The organism is Haloferax sp. SDI50 (assembly GCF_059802635.1).
In genome coordinates, this window is the sequence record NZ_JBPULL010000001.1 from 1,598,075 (window position 1) to 1,612,988 (window position 14,914).

Consider the following 14,914-nt stretch of genomic DNA (forward strand, 5'->3'; position numbering starts at 1 on the left):
GCGGCAAAACGATATATCCCGATTCTTCACGATTCGGGTGGTCGTATGCGACAGCTTCGCACTCCAACAGCGTTTATTAGCCGGATTACTAATCAGGTGGTATGAACTGGAAACCGGACTGGGGACTTCGGGGGCGGATGGCGCTCACGATGTTCCTCCTGTTCGCCCTCTACATCGTCTTCGCGGGGGTGTTGTTCGCCTACTTCCAGAGCCTCGCCGTCATGGCCGGGTTCATGGGCGTCTTCCTCTTCGCGCAGTTCTTCTTCAGCGACAAAATCGCGCTGTACAGCATGGGCGCGAGCGTCGTCGACGAGGACGACGGCCCGCAGGCCCGAAAGCTCCACGCGATGGTCGGTCGCCTCTCCCAGCAGGCCGACCTCCCGAAGCCGAAGGTCGCCATCGCAGACACCCGCGTCCCGAACGCCTTCGCGACGGGGCGCTCCCAGAAGAGTTCGGCCGTCTGCGTCACGACCGGCCTGATGGACACCCTCGACGACGACGAACTGGAGGGCGTCATCGCCCACGAACTCGCGCACGTGAAGAACCGCGACGTGATGGTCATGACCATCGCGTCGTTCCTCTCCAGCATCGCCTTCCTCATCGTCCGCTGGGGCTGGTTCTTCGGCGGCGACGACAACCGCCAGAACGCGCCGGTCATCGTCGCCATCATCGCGTCGCTCGTCGTCTGGATTATCTCGTATCTCCTGATTCGGGCGCTCTCGCGGTACCGCGAGTACGCCGCCGACCGCGGGGCCGCCGTTATCACCGGCCGTCCCTCGGCGCTGGCGTCCGCGCTGCTCAAGATTTCGGGCCGGATGGACAACGTCCCGAAGCGCGACATGCGCGACTCCTCGGAGATGAACGCGTTCTTCATCATCCCCATCAAGTCCGACTTCATCGGTCGCCTGTTCAGCACTCACCCCTCCACCGAGAACCGCGTCGAGCGCCTCCGCGACATGGAGCGCGAGATGGAGACCGTCTAAGCGCCGATGGGGCTGTTCGATTCATTCCGCGCCGTGCTCGGCATCAGCGCCGAGTCCGACGCGACCACGAAAGCGGACCCCGAGGACCTCTTCGGGATGAGCACGGCGTACCTGACGATGGAGGCGGACCTCCGATTCGACTCGGCCGACGAGGCGGCGCTGTGTTTCTCCTCCGTCGACAGCACCGACTTCGCGGACACCGTCGACGCCGTGGAGGACATTCTCACCGCCGGGAGCGAGGAGACCGGCACCGAGTTCAGCCGCCACACCGATGGCCACGGCTACAACTGGGTCGTCCTCGCCGACGACGACCCCGAGGACCTCGTGACGAGCGTCCACTTCGCCGCCGACGAGTTCATCGAGCGCGGCTACGGGTCGCGCCTGCTCGCAGCCCTGTTTGGTTTCGAGCGCGACGGCGACCGCGCCTACTGGATTTACTCGTTCCGCCGCGGGGCGTACTACCCCTTCGCCCCGCAGGGAACCTCGTCGCGGAACCAGAGCCTCGAATTCAAACTCGAATCCGTCCTCGACGGCGAACTAGAAATCGAAGGCGACGAGAGCTACTGGTACCCGCTGTGGCCATCGACGCGGAACGGCCACCCGTGGGAGTGACCGCGCTCGCCCGTCGCACCTGACGCTCTCGTCGTCAGCCCCCGACCCCTTCCCTTTCTGTTCGATTTTACTTCCGCGCCAGCCCGCGCTCTCAGCCGAGTTCGGAGCCGACCCAGTCTCTCTCCCGTCCGTCCCTGTCCTCGCGATATCGCCCTTGAATCTCCGCACCGGCCCGATTGCCGACCCCACCACGTCCCTCGGTTTCACTTTCACCTTGCTGTTAACGAGGGTTTATGAGGGTATAGGCGGAACGACTGGGTATGGCAGAAGACGACCTCGAAAGTCTCCCCGGCGTCGGCCCGGCGACGGCCGACAAACTCACAGACACCGGCTACGACAGCTATCAGTCCATCGCGGTCGCCAGCCCCGGCGAACTGTCGAACAAGGCCGACATCGGCTCCAGCACGGCCTCCGACATCATCAACGCGGCCCGCGACGCGGCCGACGTGGGCGGCTTCGAGACCGGTTCCATGGTCCTCGAACGACGCCAGCAGATCGGTAAGCTGAGCTGGCAGATCGACGAGGTAGACGAACTCCTCGGCGGCGGCCTCGAAACGCAGTCCATCACCGAGGTGTACGGTGAGTTCGGTGCCGGGAAGTCCCAGGTAACCCACCAGCTCGCGGTCAACGTCCAGCTTCCGCCCGAACAGGGCGGCCTCGGCGGCGGCTGTATCTTCATCGACTCCGAGGACACGTTCCGCCCCGAGCGTATCGACGACATGGTCCGCGGGCTCGAAGACGAGGCGCTCGAAGCGACGCTCGAAGACCGCGGGATGGAGGGCTCCATCGACGACGAGGAGACCATGAAGGCGCTCGTCGACGACTTCCTCGACAAGATTCACGTCGCCAAGGCGTTCAACTCCAACCATCAGATTCTCCTCGCCGAGAAGGCCAAGGAGCTCGCCGGCGAGCACGAGGACACCGAATGGCCGGTCCGCCTCCTCTGTGTCGACTCGCTCACCGCTCACTTCCGCGCCGAGTACGTCGGCCGCGGCGAACTCGCAGAGCGCCAGCAGAAGCTCAACAAGCACCTCCACGACCTGATGCGCATCGGCGACCTGTTCAACACGGGCATCCTCGTGACGAATCAGGTCGCGTCGAACCCCGACTCCTACTTCGGCGACCCGACCCAGCCCATCGGTGGCAACATCCTCGGCCACACGTCGACGTTCCGCATCTACCTCCGCAAGTCCAAGGGCGACAAGCGTATCGTCCGCCTCGTGGACGCGCCGAACCTCGCTGACGGCGAGGCCATCATGCGCGTGCAGGACGCCGGTCTCAAGCCCGAGTAAGCCGACGCTCGGTCGGTCGGCCACTCAATCACTCGGTCGGTCGCTTGGCCGCTTCGGTTTACACGACTCCACGGTCACCCGTTCCCCCACGCACCTCCTTCCCACCCACATTCTCCCTTTCCCCCGTCGCCCCGAGCGGCTGCACCGCCGCTTGGTTCTCATAATGTTGGAAATAGCTTGCAATACTATTCCGTTGGCGGCCCACCGTTTAGGTAGGTGAACTCCATGACGAACCGAATCGTAGTCGTTGGCGGTGGCACGGGTGGAACGGTGGTTTCGAACCGTCTCGCCGAGGAACTCGCGTCGGAGATAGACGACGGCGACGTGGAGGTAACGCTGGTCTCCGACGATACGAAACACGTCTACAAGCCGGTGTTCTTGTACGTGCCGTTCGGACTCGCGGAGCCGGACGACGGCGTCCGCGACCTGCGGGAGCTCGTCGACGAGCGGGTGAACCTCGTCACCAACCGCGTCCGCCGGGTCGACACCGACGAAACGCGCCTCTACTGTCAGGACGGCGACGAGGTCATCGAGTACGACACGCTCGTCCTCGCGACCGGCGCGAAGCTCGACCCCGACGCAGTCCCCGGCTTCCGGCAGGGCGCACACCACTTCTACAGCGCCGACGGGGCCGAACGGCTCCGCGACGCCCTCGCGGAGTTCGAGGGCGGTCGCCTCGTGTTGAGCGTCGTCGGGACGCCCCACATGTGCCCGGCCGCGCCGCTCGAATTCACGTTCATCGTGGACGACTGGCTCCGGAGCCGCGGGCTGCGCGAGGACACGGACCTCGTCTACACCTACCCGATGGAGCGGAGTCACGGGAAGCCCGAGGTCGCGGAGTGGGCCGACCCGATTCTGGCCGACCGCGGCGTCCGCGTCGAGACCGACTTCGTCGTCGACGCCGTCGACCCGGACGAACGGGTCGTCTCGGCGGAAAGCGGTGCGGAAGTGGACTACGACTTACTGGTCGGCATCCCGCCGCACCGCGGTGACGAACTCATCACCGACTCCGGCCTCGGTGACGCCGGCTGGGTCGACGTGGACCAGCGGACCCTCCGCGCGACCGCCGCCGAGGACGTGTACGCCATCGGTGACACGGCGGCGCTGCCCATCCCGAAAGCCGGGAGCGCGGCGCACTTCCAGGCCTTCGCGGTCGCGGAGCGCATCGCCGCGGAAGTCCGGGGTCGCACGCCGACGAAGCGGTACGACGGCAAGACCGTCTGCTTCGTCGAGACCGGCCTCGACGAGGCGTCGTTCGTCTCGTTCGACTACGAGACGCCCGCGACGATGCGCCAGCCGTCGAAGCCCATCCACTGGGCGAAACACGCGTACAACGAATCGTACTGGCTGACCGCCAAGGGGATGCTCTGAGGTGAGACCAATGCAGGACCACGAACCAACCACGACGACAGAACAGCAGGTGCCCGACGAACTCGTGCGGGCCATCGAGAACAACCCCGAGGAGGTCGCGCTCCTCGTCGAGCGACTCGGCCTCGTCAACGACCTCATCGACGTGCTCGAACTCGGCGTCGGCGCGCTCGACGACGAGATGGTGCGGTCGCTCGCGCGGACCGGCACCTCGCTCGCGGAAGTCGCAGACGACGCTTCCGACCCCGACACCGTCGCCGGGATGAAGCGCCTGCTCCGCGCCGTCGGCGACGCGGAGGAGGTGGAGGCGACGCCCGTGGGCGCGGTCGGCCTCCTGCGGGCCACTCGCGACCCCGAGGTCAAGGCGGGGCTCGGCTACCTCGTCGCGCTGGCGGCGGCGCTCGGCGCGGGGACGGACGAAGAATAGCTCGAACCGCACAGCTCGAATCGCGTTCGGTTCGCCTGCCGCCGTCGGCCGAAGTCGGCTCAGTCGTCGCCGTCTTCGGTCTTCGTCCGCTCGATTTCTATCTCGCCGTCGTGAATCTTCGCGCCGTCCTGTGCGACCTGTCGCGCGAGGACGGCGCACTTGATGCGCATCGGCGAGATGTCGACGCCGAGCATCTCGGTGATGTCGTCGGTGTCCATCGCTTCCAGCTCCGAGAGCGTCGTGCCCGGCAGTCGCTGGGTGAGCATGCTCGCGGACGCCTGGCTGATGGCGCAGCCATCGCCGGAGAACGCGACGCGCTCTATGGTCTCGCCGTCGTCGGCGAGCTGCACGTCCATCGTAATCGTATCGCCGCAGGAGGGGTTCTCCCCGGTGTGGGTGAACGTCGGCGACTCCAGCCGACCGTGGTTCCGGGGGTTCTTGTAGTGGTCCATTATCTGCTGACGATACATGTCTGAGCCAATGCCCATTGGTGTTCGTCGGGGCTACGCCCGAGCGCCGTAAAAGGATTCCGGGGCCGGCGATTCGGCCGAATTCACCGCCTACGTCGCGTCCGTCGCCGCCGCGTCTCCGGCCGCGGTCGCGTCGTACTTCGTCCACTTCTTTTCGACGTCGCGGTTGGCCACGACGACGGTGTCGCCCTCGTCGCTCTCGAAGCGCGTCTTCCGGAGTTCGATGGCGCTGACCGTCCCCGTCACCGGGTCGGCTTTCACCCGGTCGCCGGGGTTGAAATCGGGGTCCCGAAGCAGGTAGACGCCCGCCACCGTGTCGGCTATCATGTTCGACAGCGCGTAGGAGACGCCCAGCGCGATGAAGCCGGTCGCGGTGCCGAGGCTCGCCGCGACCTCGGTCATGCCGACGATGTTCAACAGCGCGAGCGCCGCGCCGAACCAGAGGAACGCGCCCGCGACGGCGACGCCGAGTTCGACCACGAGGTCCTGTTCTTCGGGGTACAGCCCGTCGAGCACGCCGCGGACGACGAACAGTATCGCCTTGATGCCGACGTAGGCGAGCGCGAGGAAGACGACCGCCGTGAGCACCTTCGGCGCGGCGTCCTGCACCGCCGTCCCGAACTCCGAGACGGTCTCCCGGAGCGTCTCGACGAGGAAGCCGGTCAGCGATTGAAGCATACGCTCCGACGACGTGTCAGCGGGACAAATGTATTGGGGCGACCTCGCCCCAGATACCGCGAAAAACGGACTACTCAGGCGAACAGTTCGCGAGCGGCGTCGATGGCGTCGACCAGCGCGTCGACTTCCTCTCTCGTGTTGTAGATGTAGAACGACGCCCGCGTCGAGGCCGCTGCGCCGAGTTTGTCGTGGAGCGGCTGGGTACAGTGGTCGCCCGCGCGGATGGCGACGCCCTGCTCGTTGAGGATGCTCGAGAGGTCGTGGGCGTGGACGCTGTCGAGGTTGAACGCGACGAGGCCGCCGCGGTCGTCGCCCGGCGGGCCGTAAATCTCGATGTCGTCGAACTCGCTGAGGCGGTCGTAGGCGTACTCCGCGAGCAGTTCCTCGTGGGCCTGGACGTTCTCCATGCCGATATCGTCGAGGTAGTCGACGGCCGCGGCGAAGCCGACGCCCTGCGCGATGGGCGGCGTGCCGGCCTCGAACTTCCACGGCAGGTCCTCCCACGTGGAGTCCTCGTAGGTGACGCTCCGAATCATCTCGCCGCCGTAGAGGTACGGCCCCATCTCGTCGAGGATGTCGCGCTTGCCGTAGAGCGCGCCGATGCCGGTCGGGCCGCACATCTTGTGGCCCGAGAAGGCGAAGAAGTCGGCGTCGATGGCCTCCACGTCGACGGGGCGGGTCGGGACCGACTGCGCGCCGTCGACGAAGATGTACGAGCCGACCTCGTGGGCCATGTCCGCGAGTTCGGAAACCGGGTTGACGGTCCCGAGCGTGTTCGAGACGTGGACGACCGAGACCATCTTCGTGGAGTCGTCGATGAGCTCCTTCGCGTGCTCCATGTCGAGGCGGCCGTCGTCGTCGACGCGGATGTAGCGCACCTCGGCGCCGGTCTTCTTGGCGATTTGCTGCCACGTGACCAGCGAGGCGTGGTGTTCCATCTCGGTCATGACGACCGAGTCGCCCGGGCCGAGTTCGTCGAGGCCCCACGCGTAGGCGACGAGGTTCATCGACTCGGTTGTGTTCTTCGTGAAGACGACCTCCTCGCGGCCGCCGGACGCGCCGATGAACTCCGCGACGCGGTCGTGGGCGTTCTCGTAGGCGACGGAGGCCTCCTGGCTCAGGTGGTGGATGCCGCGGTGGACGTTCGAGTTGTAGCCGTGGTAGTAGTCGACGATGGCGTCGACGACCTGCTCCGGCGTGTGGCTCGTCGCGGCGTTGTCGAGGTAGACGAGCGGCGTGTCGTCGTCGTCGTGCTCACCCGGCGTCGAGATGTCGCCGCCGACCTTCCGCTGGAGGATGGGAAAATCCGCGCGGATGGCGTCGACGTCGACGGGGTACGACTCCTGCACTCTCATTGGGTGTGAGTTACCCCCGTAGGCACAACACGTCTTCGGTCCGCACGCGGCTCCGAAACCGAATTCGGTTTCGTCAGCCGGCAACTGTGGCCGGTGACGGTGACGCGACGACGAGATGGCGACGACGGCGACTGCGACGCGACGGCGACCGCGCCGGCGACGTGTCGGGCCCCCACCCAAACGAATCAAGTAGCTCACGCCCGTTCGTGAAACAATGTCGCACGCCACCTCGTCCTCGCTCGCGTTTTCGAGCCTCGACGCGCTCCCGACGCAACTCGCGATTCTGGACGAGGACGGCGTCATCGTCTACACCAACCGCGCGTGGCAGGAGTTCGGCAACGAACACGGCTATCAGGGCGACAGTAGCTCCGTCGGCATGAACTACCTCGGCGTCTGCGACCTCAGCGCCGACGCCGACGCGACGACGGCCAGCGAGGGCATCCGCGCCGTCATCGACGGCGACAGAGACGAGTTTTCCTTCGAATACCCCTGTGAGACGCCCGAAGAGCGCCTCTGGTTCACCATGCGGGCGACTCGATTTACCGACGACGGCGAGACGTACGTTCAAATCGCACACCTCGATATCACCGACCGAAAGCGCGCGGAACTGGAGGCCGAAGAGAAGGCCGAGCGCCTCCGGAATCTCGCGCGGATGCTCTCGCACGACCTCAGAAACCCGCTTTCGGTCGCCGTGGGCTACGTCGAATCGCTCCTCGACGACGTGGTCGCCGCCGACGGACTCGAACAGGTCGCCGGCGCGCTCGACCGGATGGACGACATCATCACCGACGCGCTGGTGTTGGCCCGCCACGACGCGGTCGAGGAGCTCTCGACCGTCGACCTCGAAACGCGCGCGACGGCCGCGTGGAAGCACGTCGACACCGGCTCGGCCGACCTCGTCGTCGCCGACACCGTCGAGTTCCGCGCGGACCCGAGTCTGTTGGGACACGTGTTCGAGAACCTGTTTCGGAACGCCGTCGAGCACGGCTCGACGGGCAGTCGGGATTCTCCCGACGACGCTGTCGAGCACGGCGCGAGCGACGACCTGACCGTGACGGTCGGCGTGCTCTGTGGCGACGCGGACGTGACGGGGTTCTACGTCGAGGACGACGGCGTCGGCATCCCCGCGGAGACCCGCGACGAGGTGTTCGAGGCCGGCTACACCACGGGCGAGGAGGGGACCGGCCTCGGTCTGTCAATCGTCGCGCAGGCCGTTCACACGCACGACTGGGATATCGATGTCACCGAGGCCCAAAACGGCGGCGCTCGCTTCGAGATAACGGGCGTCGAGCGCCCGGCGTAACGTACCGGCGCGGGAGCGCGGAGCGCACTGATTTTCGACGGCGGCTCAGCGGAGCCAGAGCAGTTGCGCGTGGAGCGTGCCGCCGACTTCGAGGACGGTTTCCTCGTCCACGAGGCCGGCGTCGATGGCGACCGAGACGGACTCCTCGCCGACGATGTTGGCGACGGTCGCGCGGGTGAGGCTGTCCACGACGGCGTCTTCGTCGGCGGTCTCGGCCTCGTCGCCGCCGTAGAAGTCCTCCGTCACGTCCAGCGAGACGCCGTCGTCGGTGTAGGTCTCGCCGATGCAGTCGGGGTCGCAGACCGAGACGAGGAGCCCTTCGGGGGTCTCCCGCTCGCGGAGGAGCATCTAGTACTCCTCGACGAGTTCCGCTTCGGCCTGCTCGCGGAGGTCGTCGGCCTGCTGCTGGGCCTGCTCTGCTTCCTCGTCGCGCCCGAGTTCTTCGAGCGCGCGCGCCTTCTCCTCGTGGACGCCGGGGGTGCGCATCCCGAGGCGGATGGCGTTGTCGAAGGCGTTGACGGCGTCTTCGTTGAGGCCGCGCTCGTGGAGGAAGAAGCCGCGGTTGTACCACGCCTGCGGGAACCGCGGGTCGAGTTCGACGGCGCGCTCCGCGTGGTCGAGCGCGTCGGCCGTCTGGCCGGCCTCCCAGAGCGCGTACGCGAGGTTGGTGTGGGCCGTCGCGGCGTGTTCGCCGTCGTCGTCGAGTTTGAGCGCCTCCCGGTAGGAGCCGATTGCCTCGTCCCACTCTTCGAGTTGGCCGTGGGCCGCGCCCTTGTTCACCCACGCCTCCTGGGCGATGTCGTCGTCGTCGCCGGCGAACCGGGCGACGCGCTCGAACGCCTCGGTGGCCTCCTCGAAGCGGTTTATCTGCATGTACGAGAGCGCCACGTCGAGCAGTTTCTCGACGTCGACGTCCTCGGGGTCGATGTTCCGCTGGTCGAGGATGTCGGTCAGGACGCGCGAGTCGACCGGGTCGACCTTCGTCGGGTCCACCGAGAGTTCGGGCGGGTCGAGCGAGAAGTCGGAGTAGTCCTCGTCGAACCCCTGCCCTTCCGAGAAGCGGTGGGGTCGCTTGCCGTCGTCGGTCATATAGCCGCGCTTGGGCGTCACGGCGGTTAAACGCTGCGTCAGCGGGACGACACCGACCGCTTTTTAGCCTCCCGCGGGCGAGCGTCTCCGAATGTCCGCGCCCCCGACGACGGTCGTGTCGTTCGTCCGGCACGCCCACGTTCCGTCCGTCTCCGACGCCGAACGCACCTCCGGCCTCTCGCATCGCGGCCGCCGCGACGCCGCGCGCGTCACCGCCCGCCTCGCGGACCTCGCGGACGTGGTCGCCACCAGCCCCGCCGAGCGCGCCCGCGCGACCGTCGAGGGCGTCGCCGACGCGGCGGACGCCCCGCTCATCGTCGACGAGGACCTCAGAGAACGCGAACTCGCGGACTCGCCCGTCGACGACTTCGAACAGGCCGTCGAACACCTCTGGGCGAACCCGAACGCGTCGCACCCCGGCGGCGAGTCCCACGCCGAGGCGCAGGCCCGCGGCGTCGCCGCAGTCGACCGCCTCGTCGAGGCGTACCCCGACCGCCACGTCGTCGTCGGCACCCACGGGACGCTCATGGCGCTCGTGTTCAACGCCTACGACCCGCGCTACGGCCGCGAGTTCTGGACGGGGCTGACGACGCCCGACGTGTACGAGGTGACGTTCGTGGACGGCGAGGCGTTCAGCATCGCCCGGACGTGGACGCCCGAGGCGGACGACCGCGCGGGCGACGCCGACCGCGACCCGGCGGAACGTTAACGTCCGGTTCGGGTCAACCATCTGCCATGCGTTGTTTTCTCGCCGTCGACCTCCCTGACTCGCTCGCGGCGGGCGTCGCCGCGGTACAGGACCGGCTTTCGGACGCGGACGGACTTCGGTTCACCGACCCCGAGAGTGCGCACGTCACCCTGAAGTTCCTCGGCGAGGTGTCGCCGGACCGCGTCGGAGCGGTGGAGGATGCGGTCGAATCGGCCGTCGACGCCGCCGGAGTCGGCCCCTTCGACGCCTCGGTCGGCGGGCTGGGCGTCTTTCCCTCGCTCGACTACATCCGGGTCGTCTGGGTCGGCGTCGACGACGGCGGGACCGAGTTGACGCGGCTCCACGAGGCCATCGAGCGCGAGACGACGGCACTCGGCTTCGACCCCGAAGACCACGAGTTCACGCCGCACGTCACGCTCGCCCGCATGGACGACGCCCGCGGGAAGGACCTCGTGCGGCGCGTCGTCGGGGGCCAGTCACCGACGGTCGGGTCGTTTCGCGTGCGCGAGGTGCGCCTGAAGAAGAGCGGCCTCGGTCCCGACGCCCCCGAGTACGAGACGGTGGCGCGGGTCTCGCTGTGAGGCGCGTCAGTCGTCGGTCGGTCGGCCGCCCGCGACGCCGACCCCGCGGAGAGCCGCGTTTCAGCCGATTCGGGCGTGCGGACGCCCCTCACACGCCCGAAACTCGAAGGAACAAGATTTTATGCGGAGGATGGAAAGTACAGCCCACTATGGGTAAGAAGTCGAAGTCCAAGAAGAAGCGTCTGGCGAAGCTCGAACGCCAGAACAGTCGCGTCCCCGCGTGGGTCATGCTCAAGACGGACATGGAAGTCACGCGAAACCCCAAGCGTCGCAACTGGCGGCGGAGCAACACGGACGAGTAAGCAATGAGCGCAAACGACTTCGAGGAGCGCGTCGTCACCGTCCCGCTCCGAGACGTGCAGGCGGTTCCGGCACACGAACGCGCGGGCCGCTCGATGACGCTCATCCGCGAGCACCTCGCGAAGCACTTCAAGGTCGACGCCGAGAACGTGCGTCTCGACACGCAGATCAACGAGGACATCTGGGCGCACGGTCGGCAGAGCCCGCCGAGCAAGTTCCGCGTCCGCGCCGCGCGTTTCGACGAGGACGGCGAGTCGGTCGTCGAAGCGGAACCGGCCGAGTAAACGGTGCTTCGCGCCTCCTTCGCCGGTTCGTCCTACATCGGCGTCTTCGCTCGCGCGACCGACGACGCGCTGTTGGTCCGCCCGGACGCCGACGACTCGCTCGCCGTGCAGATGGCCGAAGAACTCGACGTGCCGCTGGTCAAGACGACCGTCGGCGGGTCGGGAACGGTCGGTGCGTTAGCGACGGGTAACGAGAACGGACTTCTCGTGTCGAGCCGCGCCACGTCCCGCGAGAAGGAGGCCCTCACCGACGCCGTGGACCTCCCGGTCTACGAGCTTCCCGGTCGCATCAACGCCGCCGGCAACGTCGTTCTCGCGAACGACTACGGCGCGTACGTCCACGCAGAGCTCTCCGACGAGGCCGTCGCGGCCGTCGAGGAGGCGCTGGAGGTCCCCGTCGAACGCGGCGACCTCGCCGACGTTCGGACCGTCGGGACGGCGGCCGTCGCCAACAACCGCGGCGTCCTCTGCCACCCGAAGTCGCGCGAACCCGAACTCGAAGCGCTCGAAGCGCTGCTCGACGTTCGCGCCGACATCGGCACCATCAACTACGGCGGCCCGCTCGTCGGCTCCGGCCTCGTCGCCAACGACGAGAGCTACGTCGTCGGCGAGGACACGACCGGCCCGGAGCTGGGTCGCATCGAAGACGCCCTCGATTACATCGACTGAGGGCCTCGCGTCCCCCCGTTTCTCGCTTCGGTTTCGCTCCGAGTAGGAAGACCTTTCCCGCTCGCCACCCGACCGACGTGCATGAGCCAGTTCATTATCACGGGCAGCTTCACGAGCCGTGGCGTCGTCCACGAGTTCACGAAGACTGTCGAAGCGCCGAACGAGAACGTCGCACAGGAACGCGCCTTTTCGCTCATCGGGAGCGAGCACGGAATCAAGCGTACGAAGGTCGAGCTCAACGAGGTGTCCGCGGCATGATGGGTGGCGGTCAGCAGCAACTTCAGCAGCTCTCCCAGGAGCTTCAGGCGCTCGACGAGGAAATCGAATCGCTCGAAGCCGAAGTCTCCGACCTGAACGACGAGAAAGACGAAATCGACGAGGCGGTCGAAGCCATCGAGACGCTCGAAACGGGCTCGACGGTGCAGGTGCCCCTCGGCGGCGACGCGTATCTCCGCGCCGAAGTCCAGGACATCGACGAAATCGTCGTCTCCCTCGGCGCGAACTACGCCGCCGAACAGGAACAGAGCACGGCCATCGAGACCCTGCGACGCAAGCAGGACGCGCTCGACGAGGAGATCGCGAGCGTTCGCGGCCAGATCGAGGAGCTCGAAGAGGAGAGCGACGAGATCGAAGAGCAGGCGATGCAGGCCCAACAGCAGATGCAGCAACAGCAGATGCAGCAGATGCAGCAGATGCAGGGCGAGGGCGACGACGGCGACGACGAGTAAGGTAACCCCTACCCCCACCTCCTACTATTCAGATGTTCGACGGACTGAAGAAGAAACTCAACCGCTTCCGTAACGACGTTGAAGAGACCGCCGAAGAGAAGGCCGAGGCGGCCGCCGACGAGGCCGAAGCCGACGCCGACGCGGAAGCGGAATCAGCACCAGCAGACGCGGACAACGCGGCGGTCGAACCCGAGGCGTCCGAACCCGCTGCTGCCGACGCGGACGCCGACGCCGTCGGCGACGCGGACGCCGGGTCCGAAGCCGACGCGGCCGACGCTCCCGCGGACGCCGAGTCGGCGTCCGCGGCGGTCGAAGCCGAACCCGAACCCGAACCCGAATCCGAATCCGAACCCGCGGCGACCCCGAAGCCGGGTTCCGAAGTCGACGCCGGCGCGGACGCGGGCGACGAGCCGAGCGGCGAGCCGACGGCCGACGAGGTCGAACCGCGCGAGTCGCTTGCCTCCGACGCCGCGAAGGCGGCGCTGACCGAGGAAGACGGAGACGATTCGTCCGGTCCGGGTCGGCTCCGCCGCGCCGCCGCGTTCGCCACGGGGAAGGTCGTCATCGAGGAGGAAGACCTCGAAGACCCCCTCTGGGAGCTCGAGATGGCGCTCCTCCAGAGCGACGTCGAGATGCAGGTCGCAGAGGAGATTCTCGAGACCATCCGCGAGAAGCTCATCGGAGAGACGCGAAAGCAGGTCGAGAGCACCGGCCAGCTCGTCTCCGAGGCGCTCCACGACGCGCTGTACGAGGTCATCAGCGTCGGGCAGTTCGACTTCGACCAGCGCATCGCCGAGGCCGACAAGCCGGTCACGCTCATCTTCACCGGCATCAACGGCGTCGGGAAGACGACGACCATCGCCAAACTCGCGAAGTACTTCGAAAAGCAGGGCTACTCGACGGTGCTCGCCAACGGCGACACCTACCGCGCCGGCGCGAACGAGCAAATCCGCGAGCACGCGGAGGCGCTCGGCAAGAAGCTCATCGCCCACGAGCAGGGCGGCGACCCGGCGGCGGTCATCTACGACGGCGTCGAGTACGCCGAGGCCCACGACATCGACATCGTCCTCGGCGACACGGCCGGTCGGCTCCACACCTCCAACGACTTGATGGCGCAGTTGGAGAAGATAGACCGCGTCGTCGGCCCGGACCTCACCCTCTTCGTGGACGAGGCGGTCGCCGGCCAGGACGCGGTCGAACGCGCCCGGCAGTTCAACGACGCGGCCGCCATCGACGGCGCGATTCTAACGAAGGCCGACGCCGACTCCAACGGCGGCGCGGCCATCTCCATCGCGTACGTGACGGGCAAGCCCATCTTGTTCCTCGGCGTGGGACAGGGCTACGACCACATCGAGAAGTTCGACCCCGAGCAGATGGTCGAGCGCCTGCTCGGCGAAGACGAGTAATCGTCCTCGGTCCGTCGTCCGTTTCTTTCGGTCGCCTCACGCTCACTCCAGTACGAGCACGACTCCGAGCAGCAGCATCGTCCCCGCGCCGACGTAGTTCAGCGCGCTGGCGACCCGGGTCTCCGCGAGCCGCGAGCCGAGTCGGTCCGCGCCGAGCGCGACGACAGAGAGATACAGCGCCGTGAGGGTGGCGTAGGTCGCGCCCAGACCCGCCATCCTGACGCCGGCTCCCGCGCCCTGCCCGGCGAACCCGGGGAGGAACGCGAGGAAGAACAGCGCGACCTTCGGGTTGAGCGCGTTGACGAGGACGCCCCGGCGAAAGCTCGCCCCGCTTTCGGTCTCGACAGTCGGGTCGAACTCATCGTTTCGGAGGGCGGTGACGCCGAGGTACACGAGGTACGTCGCGCCGACGTACCTGACCGCCGCGGCGGCCTCGGGGACGGTTCGAAAGAGCGCCGCCGCGCCGAGCGCCGCGAGAAGCGTGTGAAAGAGGACGTCCGTGGCGATGCCGAACGCCGACCGGACGCCCGGTCCGCGACCGTCGAGGCCGCGGGCGAGGACGTACATCGTGTCGGGACCGGGCGCGAGGATGAGCGCGACCGCCGCCCCGCAGAACGCGAGGTAGGTCGCGGCGTCGAGGCCGAACGCGAGCGTCGTCAT

At 67.3% G+C, this 14,914-nt stretch carries 20 protein-coding genes; 14 read left to right on the forward strand and 6 right to left on the reverse strand.

All coding sequences use genetic code 11. The features are described from left to right. Positions 1–101 precede the first annotated feature (101 nt). The 5 genes from htpX (at position 102) to ACSR87_RS08240 (ending at position 4,682) form a co-directional block, all read left to right on the forward strand. Positions 102–983 (forward strand): zinc metalloprotease HtpX, encoded by an 882-nt coding sequence (htpX, locus tag ACSR87_RS08220; RefSeq protein WP_498530143.1) that lies wholly within the window; start codon positions 102–104, stop codon positions 981–983. Between the two features lie 6 nt (positions 984–989). Next, on the forward strand, positions 990–1,595 hold the full coding sequence (pspAB, locus tag ACSR87_RS08225; RefSeq protein ID WP_498530144.1) for a PspA-associated protein PspAB: 606 nt from the start codon (positions 990–992) through the stop codon (positions 1,593–1,595). A gap of 260 nt (positions 1,596–1,855) precedes the next feature. Continuing rightward, complete coding sequence (gene radA / locus ACSR87_RS08230) at positions 1,856–2,887, forward strand: DNA repair and recombination protein RadA (RefSeq protein ID WP_498530145.1); 1,032 nt, start codon at positions 1,856–1,858, stop codon at positions 2,885–2,887. A gap of 225 nt (positions 2,888–3,112) precedes the next feature. Then, on the forward strand, positions 3,113–4,258 hold the full coding sequence (locus ACSR87_RS08235) for an NAD(P)/FAD-dependent oxidoreductase (protein ID WP_498530146.1): 1,146 nt from the start codon (positions 3,113–3,115) through the stop codon (positions 4,256–4,258). 10 nt (positions 4,259–4,268) lie between these two features. Beyond that, on the forward strand, positions 4,269–4,682 hold the full coding sequence (locus tag ACSR87_RS08240; RefSeq protein ID WP_498530147.1) for a helical membrane plugin domain-containing protein: 414 nt from the start codon (positions 4,269–4,271) through the stop codon (positions 4,680–4,682). Positions 4,683–4,741: 59 nt separating this feature from the next. On the opposite strand, the gene sufU is transcribed toward ACSR87_RS08240, so the two are convergent. From sufU to sufS, 3 genes are all read right to left on the reverse strand, one after another. Further along, entirely contained in the window at positions 4,742–5,170 is a 429-nt protein-coding gene (gene sufU / locus ACSR87_RS08245) for a Fe-S cluster assembly sulfur transfer protein SufU (protein WP_089777204.1), read from the reverse strand. Between the two features lie 72 nt (positions 5,171–5,242). Further along, complete coding sequence (locus tag ACSR87_RS08250; protein WP_498530148.1) at positions 5,243–5,830, reverse strand: mechanosensitive ion channel domain-containing protein; 588 nt, start codon at positions 5,828–5,830, stop codon at positions 5,243–5,245. A gap of 74 nt (positions 5,831–5,904) precedes the next feature. Then, complete coding sequence (gene sufS / locus ACSR87_RS08255) at positions 5,905–7,179, reverse strand: bifunctional cysteine desulfurase/selenocysteine lyase SufS (protein ID WP_498531051.1); 1,275 nt, start codon at positions 7,177–7,179, stop codon at positions 5,905–5,907. A gap of 220 nt (positions 7,180–7,399) precedes the next feature. On the opposite strand from sufS, the gene ACSR87_RS08260 reads away from it, so the two are divergent. Beyond that, positions 7,400–8,488, forward strand: coding sequence for a PAS domain-containing sensor histidine kinase (locus ACSR87_RS08260; protein ID WP_498530149.1), 1,089 nt, complete (start codon positions 7,400–7,402; stop codon positions 8,486–8,488). Positions 8,489–8,533: 45 nt separating this feature from the next. On the opposite strand, the gene ACSR87_RS08265 is transcribed toward ACSR87_RS08260, so the two are convergent. Together ACSR87_RS08265 and ACSR87_RS08270 are read right to left on the reverse strand one after the other, a co-directional pair. Beyond that, positions 8,534–8,836, reverse strand: a complete 303-nt coding sequence (locus tag ACSR87_RS08265; RefSeq protein ID WP_004968868.1) for a DUF424 domain-containing protein — start codon at positions 8,834–8,836, stop codon at positions 8,534–8,536. Beyond that, entirely contained in the window at positions 8,837–9,577 is a 741-nt protein-coding gene (locus ACSR87_RS08270) for a tetratricopeptide repeat protein (protein ID WP_498530150.1), read from the reverse strand. Between the two features lie 91 nt (positions 9,578–9,668). Between ACSR87_RS08270 and ACSR87_RS08275 the strand changes: the two genes are divergently transcribed. From ACSR87_RS08275 to ftsY, 8 genes are all read left to right on the forward strand, one after another. Then, complete coding sequence (locus ACSR87_RS08275; protein ID WP_498530151.1) at positions 9,669–10,286, forward strand: histidine phosphatase family protein; 618 nt, start codon at positions 9,669–9,671, stop codon at positions 10,284–10,286. Between the two features lie 26 nt (positions 10,287–10,312). Further along, the gene (gene thpR / locus ACSR87_RS08280; protein ID WP_498530152.1) at positions 10,313–10,867 is read left to right on the forward strand and encodes an RNA 2',3'-cyclic phosphodiesterase; all 555 of its coding nucleotides are present in this window, start codon (positions 10,313–10,315) and stop codon (positions 10,865–10,867) included. A gap of 149 nt (positions 10,868–11,016) precedes the next feature. Further along, positions 11,017–11,169 (forward strand): 50S ribosomal protein L39e, encoded by a 153-nt coding sequence (locus ACSR87_RS08285; protein WP_004045214.1) that lies wholly within the window; start codon positions 11,017–11,019, stop codon positions 11,167–11,169. A gap of 3 nt (positions 11,170–11,172) precedes the next feature. After that, positions 11,173–11,451, forward strand: coding sequence for a 50S ribosomal protein L31e (locus ACSR87_RS08290; RefSeq protein ID WP_004045216.1), 279 nt, complete (start codon positions 11,173–11,175; stop codon positions 11,449–11,451). A 3-nt stretch (positions 11,452–11,454) separates the two neighbouring features. Beyond that, positions 11,455–12,120, forward strand: a complete 666-nt coding sequence (locus ACSR87_RS08295; RefSeq protein WP_498530153.1) for a translation initiation factor IF-6 — start codon at positions 11,455–11,457, stop codon at positions 12,118–12,120. Positions 12,121–12,201: 81 nt separating this feature from the next. Next, entirely contained in the window at positions 12,202–12,378 is a 177-nt protein-coding gene (rpl18a, locus tag ACSR87_RS08300) for a 50S ribosomal protein L18Ae (RefSeq protein WP_007275895.1), read from the forward strand. Continuing rightward, positions 12,378–12,848 (forward strand): prefoldin subunit alpha, encoded by a 471-nt coding sequence (pfdA, locus tag ACSR87_RS08305; RefSeq protein ID WP_498531052.1) that lies wholly within the window; start codon positions 12,378–12,380, stop codon positions 12,846–12,848. The genes rpl18a and pfdA overlap by 1 nt, the downstream gene beginning before the upstream one ends. 32 nt (positions 12,849–12,880) lie before the next feature. Continuing rightward, complete coding sequence (gene ftsY, locus ACSR87_RS08310; RefSeq protein WP_498530154.1) at positions 12,881–14,254, forward strand: signal recognition particle-docking protein FtsY; 1,374 nt, start codon at positions 12,881–12,883, stop codon at positions 14,252–14,254. Between the two features lie 42 nt (positions 14,255–14,296). Here ftsY and ACSR87_RS08315 read toward each other — a convergent pair whose 3' ends face one another. Then, positions 14,297–14,914 carry a LysE family translocator gene (locus tag ACSR87_RS08315; RefSeq protein WP_498530155.1) on the reverse strand — a complete coding sequence of 206 codons (618 nt, stop codon included), beginning with the start codon at positions 14,912–14,914 and terminating at the stop codon, positions 14,297–14,299.

Coding starts and splice junctions, on each gene's coding strand:
- htpX (WP_498530143.1), top strand. CDS start 102: ATGAACTGGAAACCGGACTGGGGACTTCGGGGGCGGATGGCGCTCACG.
- pspAB (WP_498530144.1), top strand. CDS start 990: ATGGGGCTGTTCGATTCATTCCGCGCCGTGCTCGGCATCAGCGCCGAG.
- radA (WP_498530145.1), top strand. CDS start 1,856: ATGGCAGAAGACGACCTCGAAAGTCTCCCCGGCGTCGGCCCGGCGACG.
- ACSR87_RS08235 (WP_498530146.1), top strand. CDS start 3,113: ATGACGAACCGAATCGTAGTCGTTGGCGGTGGCACGGGTGGAACGGTG.
- ACSR87_RS08240 (WP_498530147.1), top strand. CDS start 4,269: ATGCAGGACCACGAACCAACCACGACGACAGAACAGCAGGTGCCCGAC.
- sufU (WP_089777204.1), bottom strand. CDS start 5,170: ATGGGCATTGGCTCAGACATGTATCGTCAGCAGATAATGGACCACTAC.
- ACSR87_RS08250 (WP_498530148.1), bottom strand. CDS start 5,830: ATGCTTCAATCGCTGACCGGCTTCCTCGTCGAGACGCTCCGGGAGACC.
- ACSR87_RS08260 (WP_498530149.1), top strand. CDS start 7,400: ATGTCGCACGCCACCTCGTCCTCGCTCGCGTTTTCGAGCCTCGACGCG.
- ACSR87_RS08265 (WP_004968868.1), bottom strand. CDS start 8,836: ATGCTCCTCCGCGAGCGGGAGACCCCCGAAGGGCTCCTCGTCTCGGTC.
- ACSR87_RS08270 (WP_498530150.1), bottom strand. CDS start 9,577: ATGACCGACGACGGCAAGCGACCCCACCGCTTCTCGGAAGGGCAGGGG.
- ACSR87_RS08275 (WP_498530151.1), top strand. CDS start 9,669: ATGTCCGCGCCCCCGACGACGGTCGTGTCGTTCGTCCGGCACGCCCAC.
- thpR (WP_498530152.1), top strand. CDS start 10,313: ATGCGTTGTTTTCTCGCCGTCGACCTCCCTGACTCGCTCGCGGCGGGC.
- ACSR87_RS08285 (WP_004045214.1), top strand. CDS start 11,017: ATGGGTAAGAAGTCGAAGTCCAAGAAGAAGCGTCTGGCGAAGCTCGAA.
- ACSR87_RS08290 (WP_004045216.1), top strand. CDS start 11,173: ATGAGCGCAAACGACTTCGAGGAGCGCGTCGTCACCGTCCCGCTCCGA.
- rpl18a (WP_007275895.1), top strand. CDS start 12,202: ATGAGCCAGTTCATTATCACGGGCAGCTTCACGAGCCGTGGCGTCGTC.
- pfdA (WP_498531052.1), top strand. CDS start 12,378: ATGGGTGGCGGTCAGCAGCAACTTCAGCAGCTCTCCCAGGAGCTTCAG.
- ftsY (WP_498530154.1), top strand. CDS start 12,881: ATGTTCGACGGACTGAAGAAGAAACTCAACCGCTTCCGTAACGACGTT.
- ACSR87_RS08315 (WP_498530155.1), bottom strand. CDS start 14,914: ATGACGACGCTCGCGTTCGGCCTCGACGCCGCGACCTACCTCGCGTTC.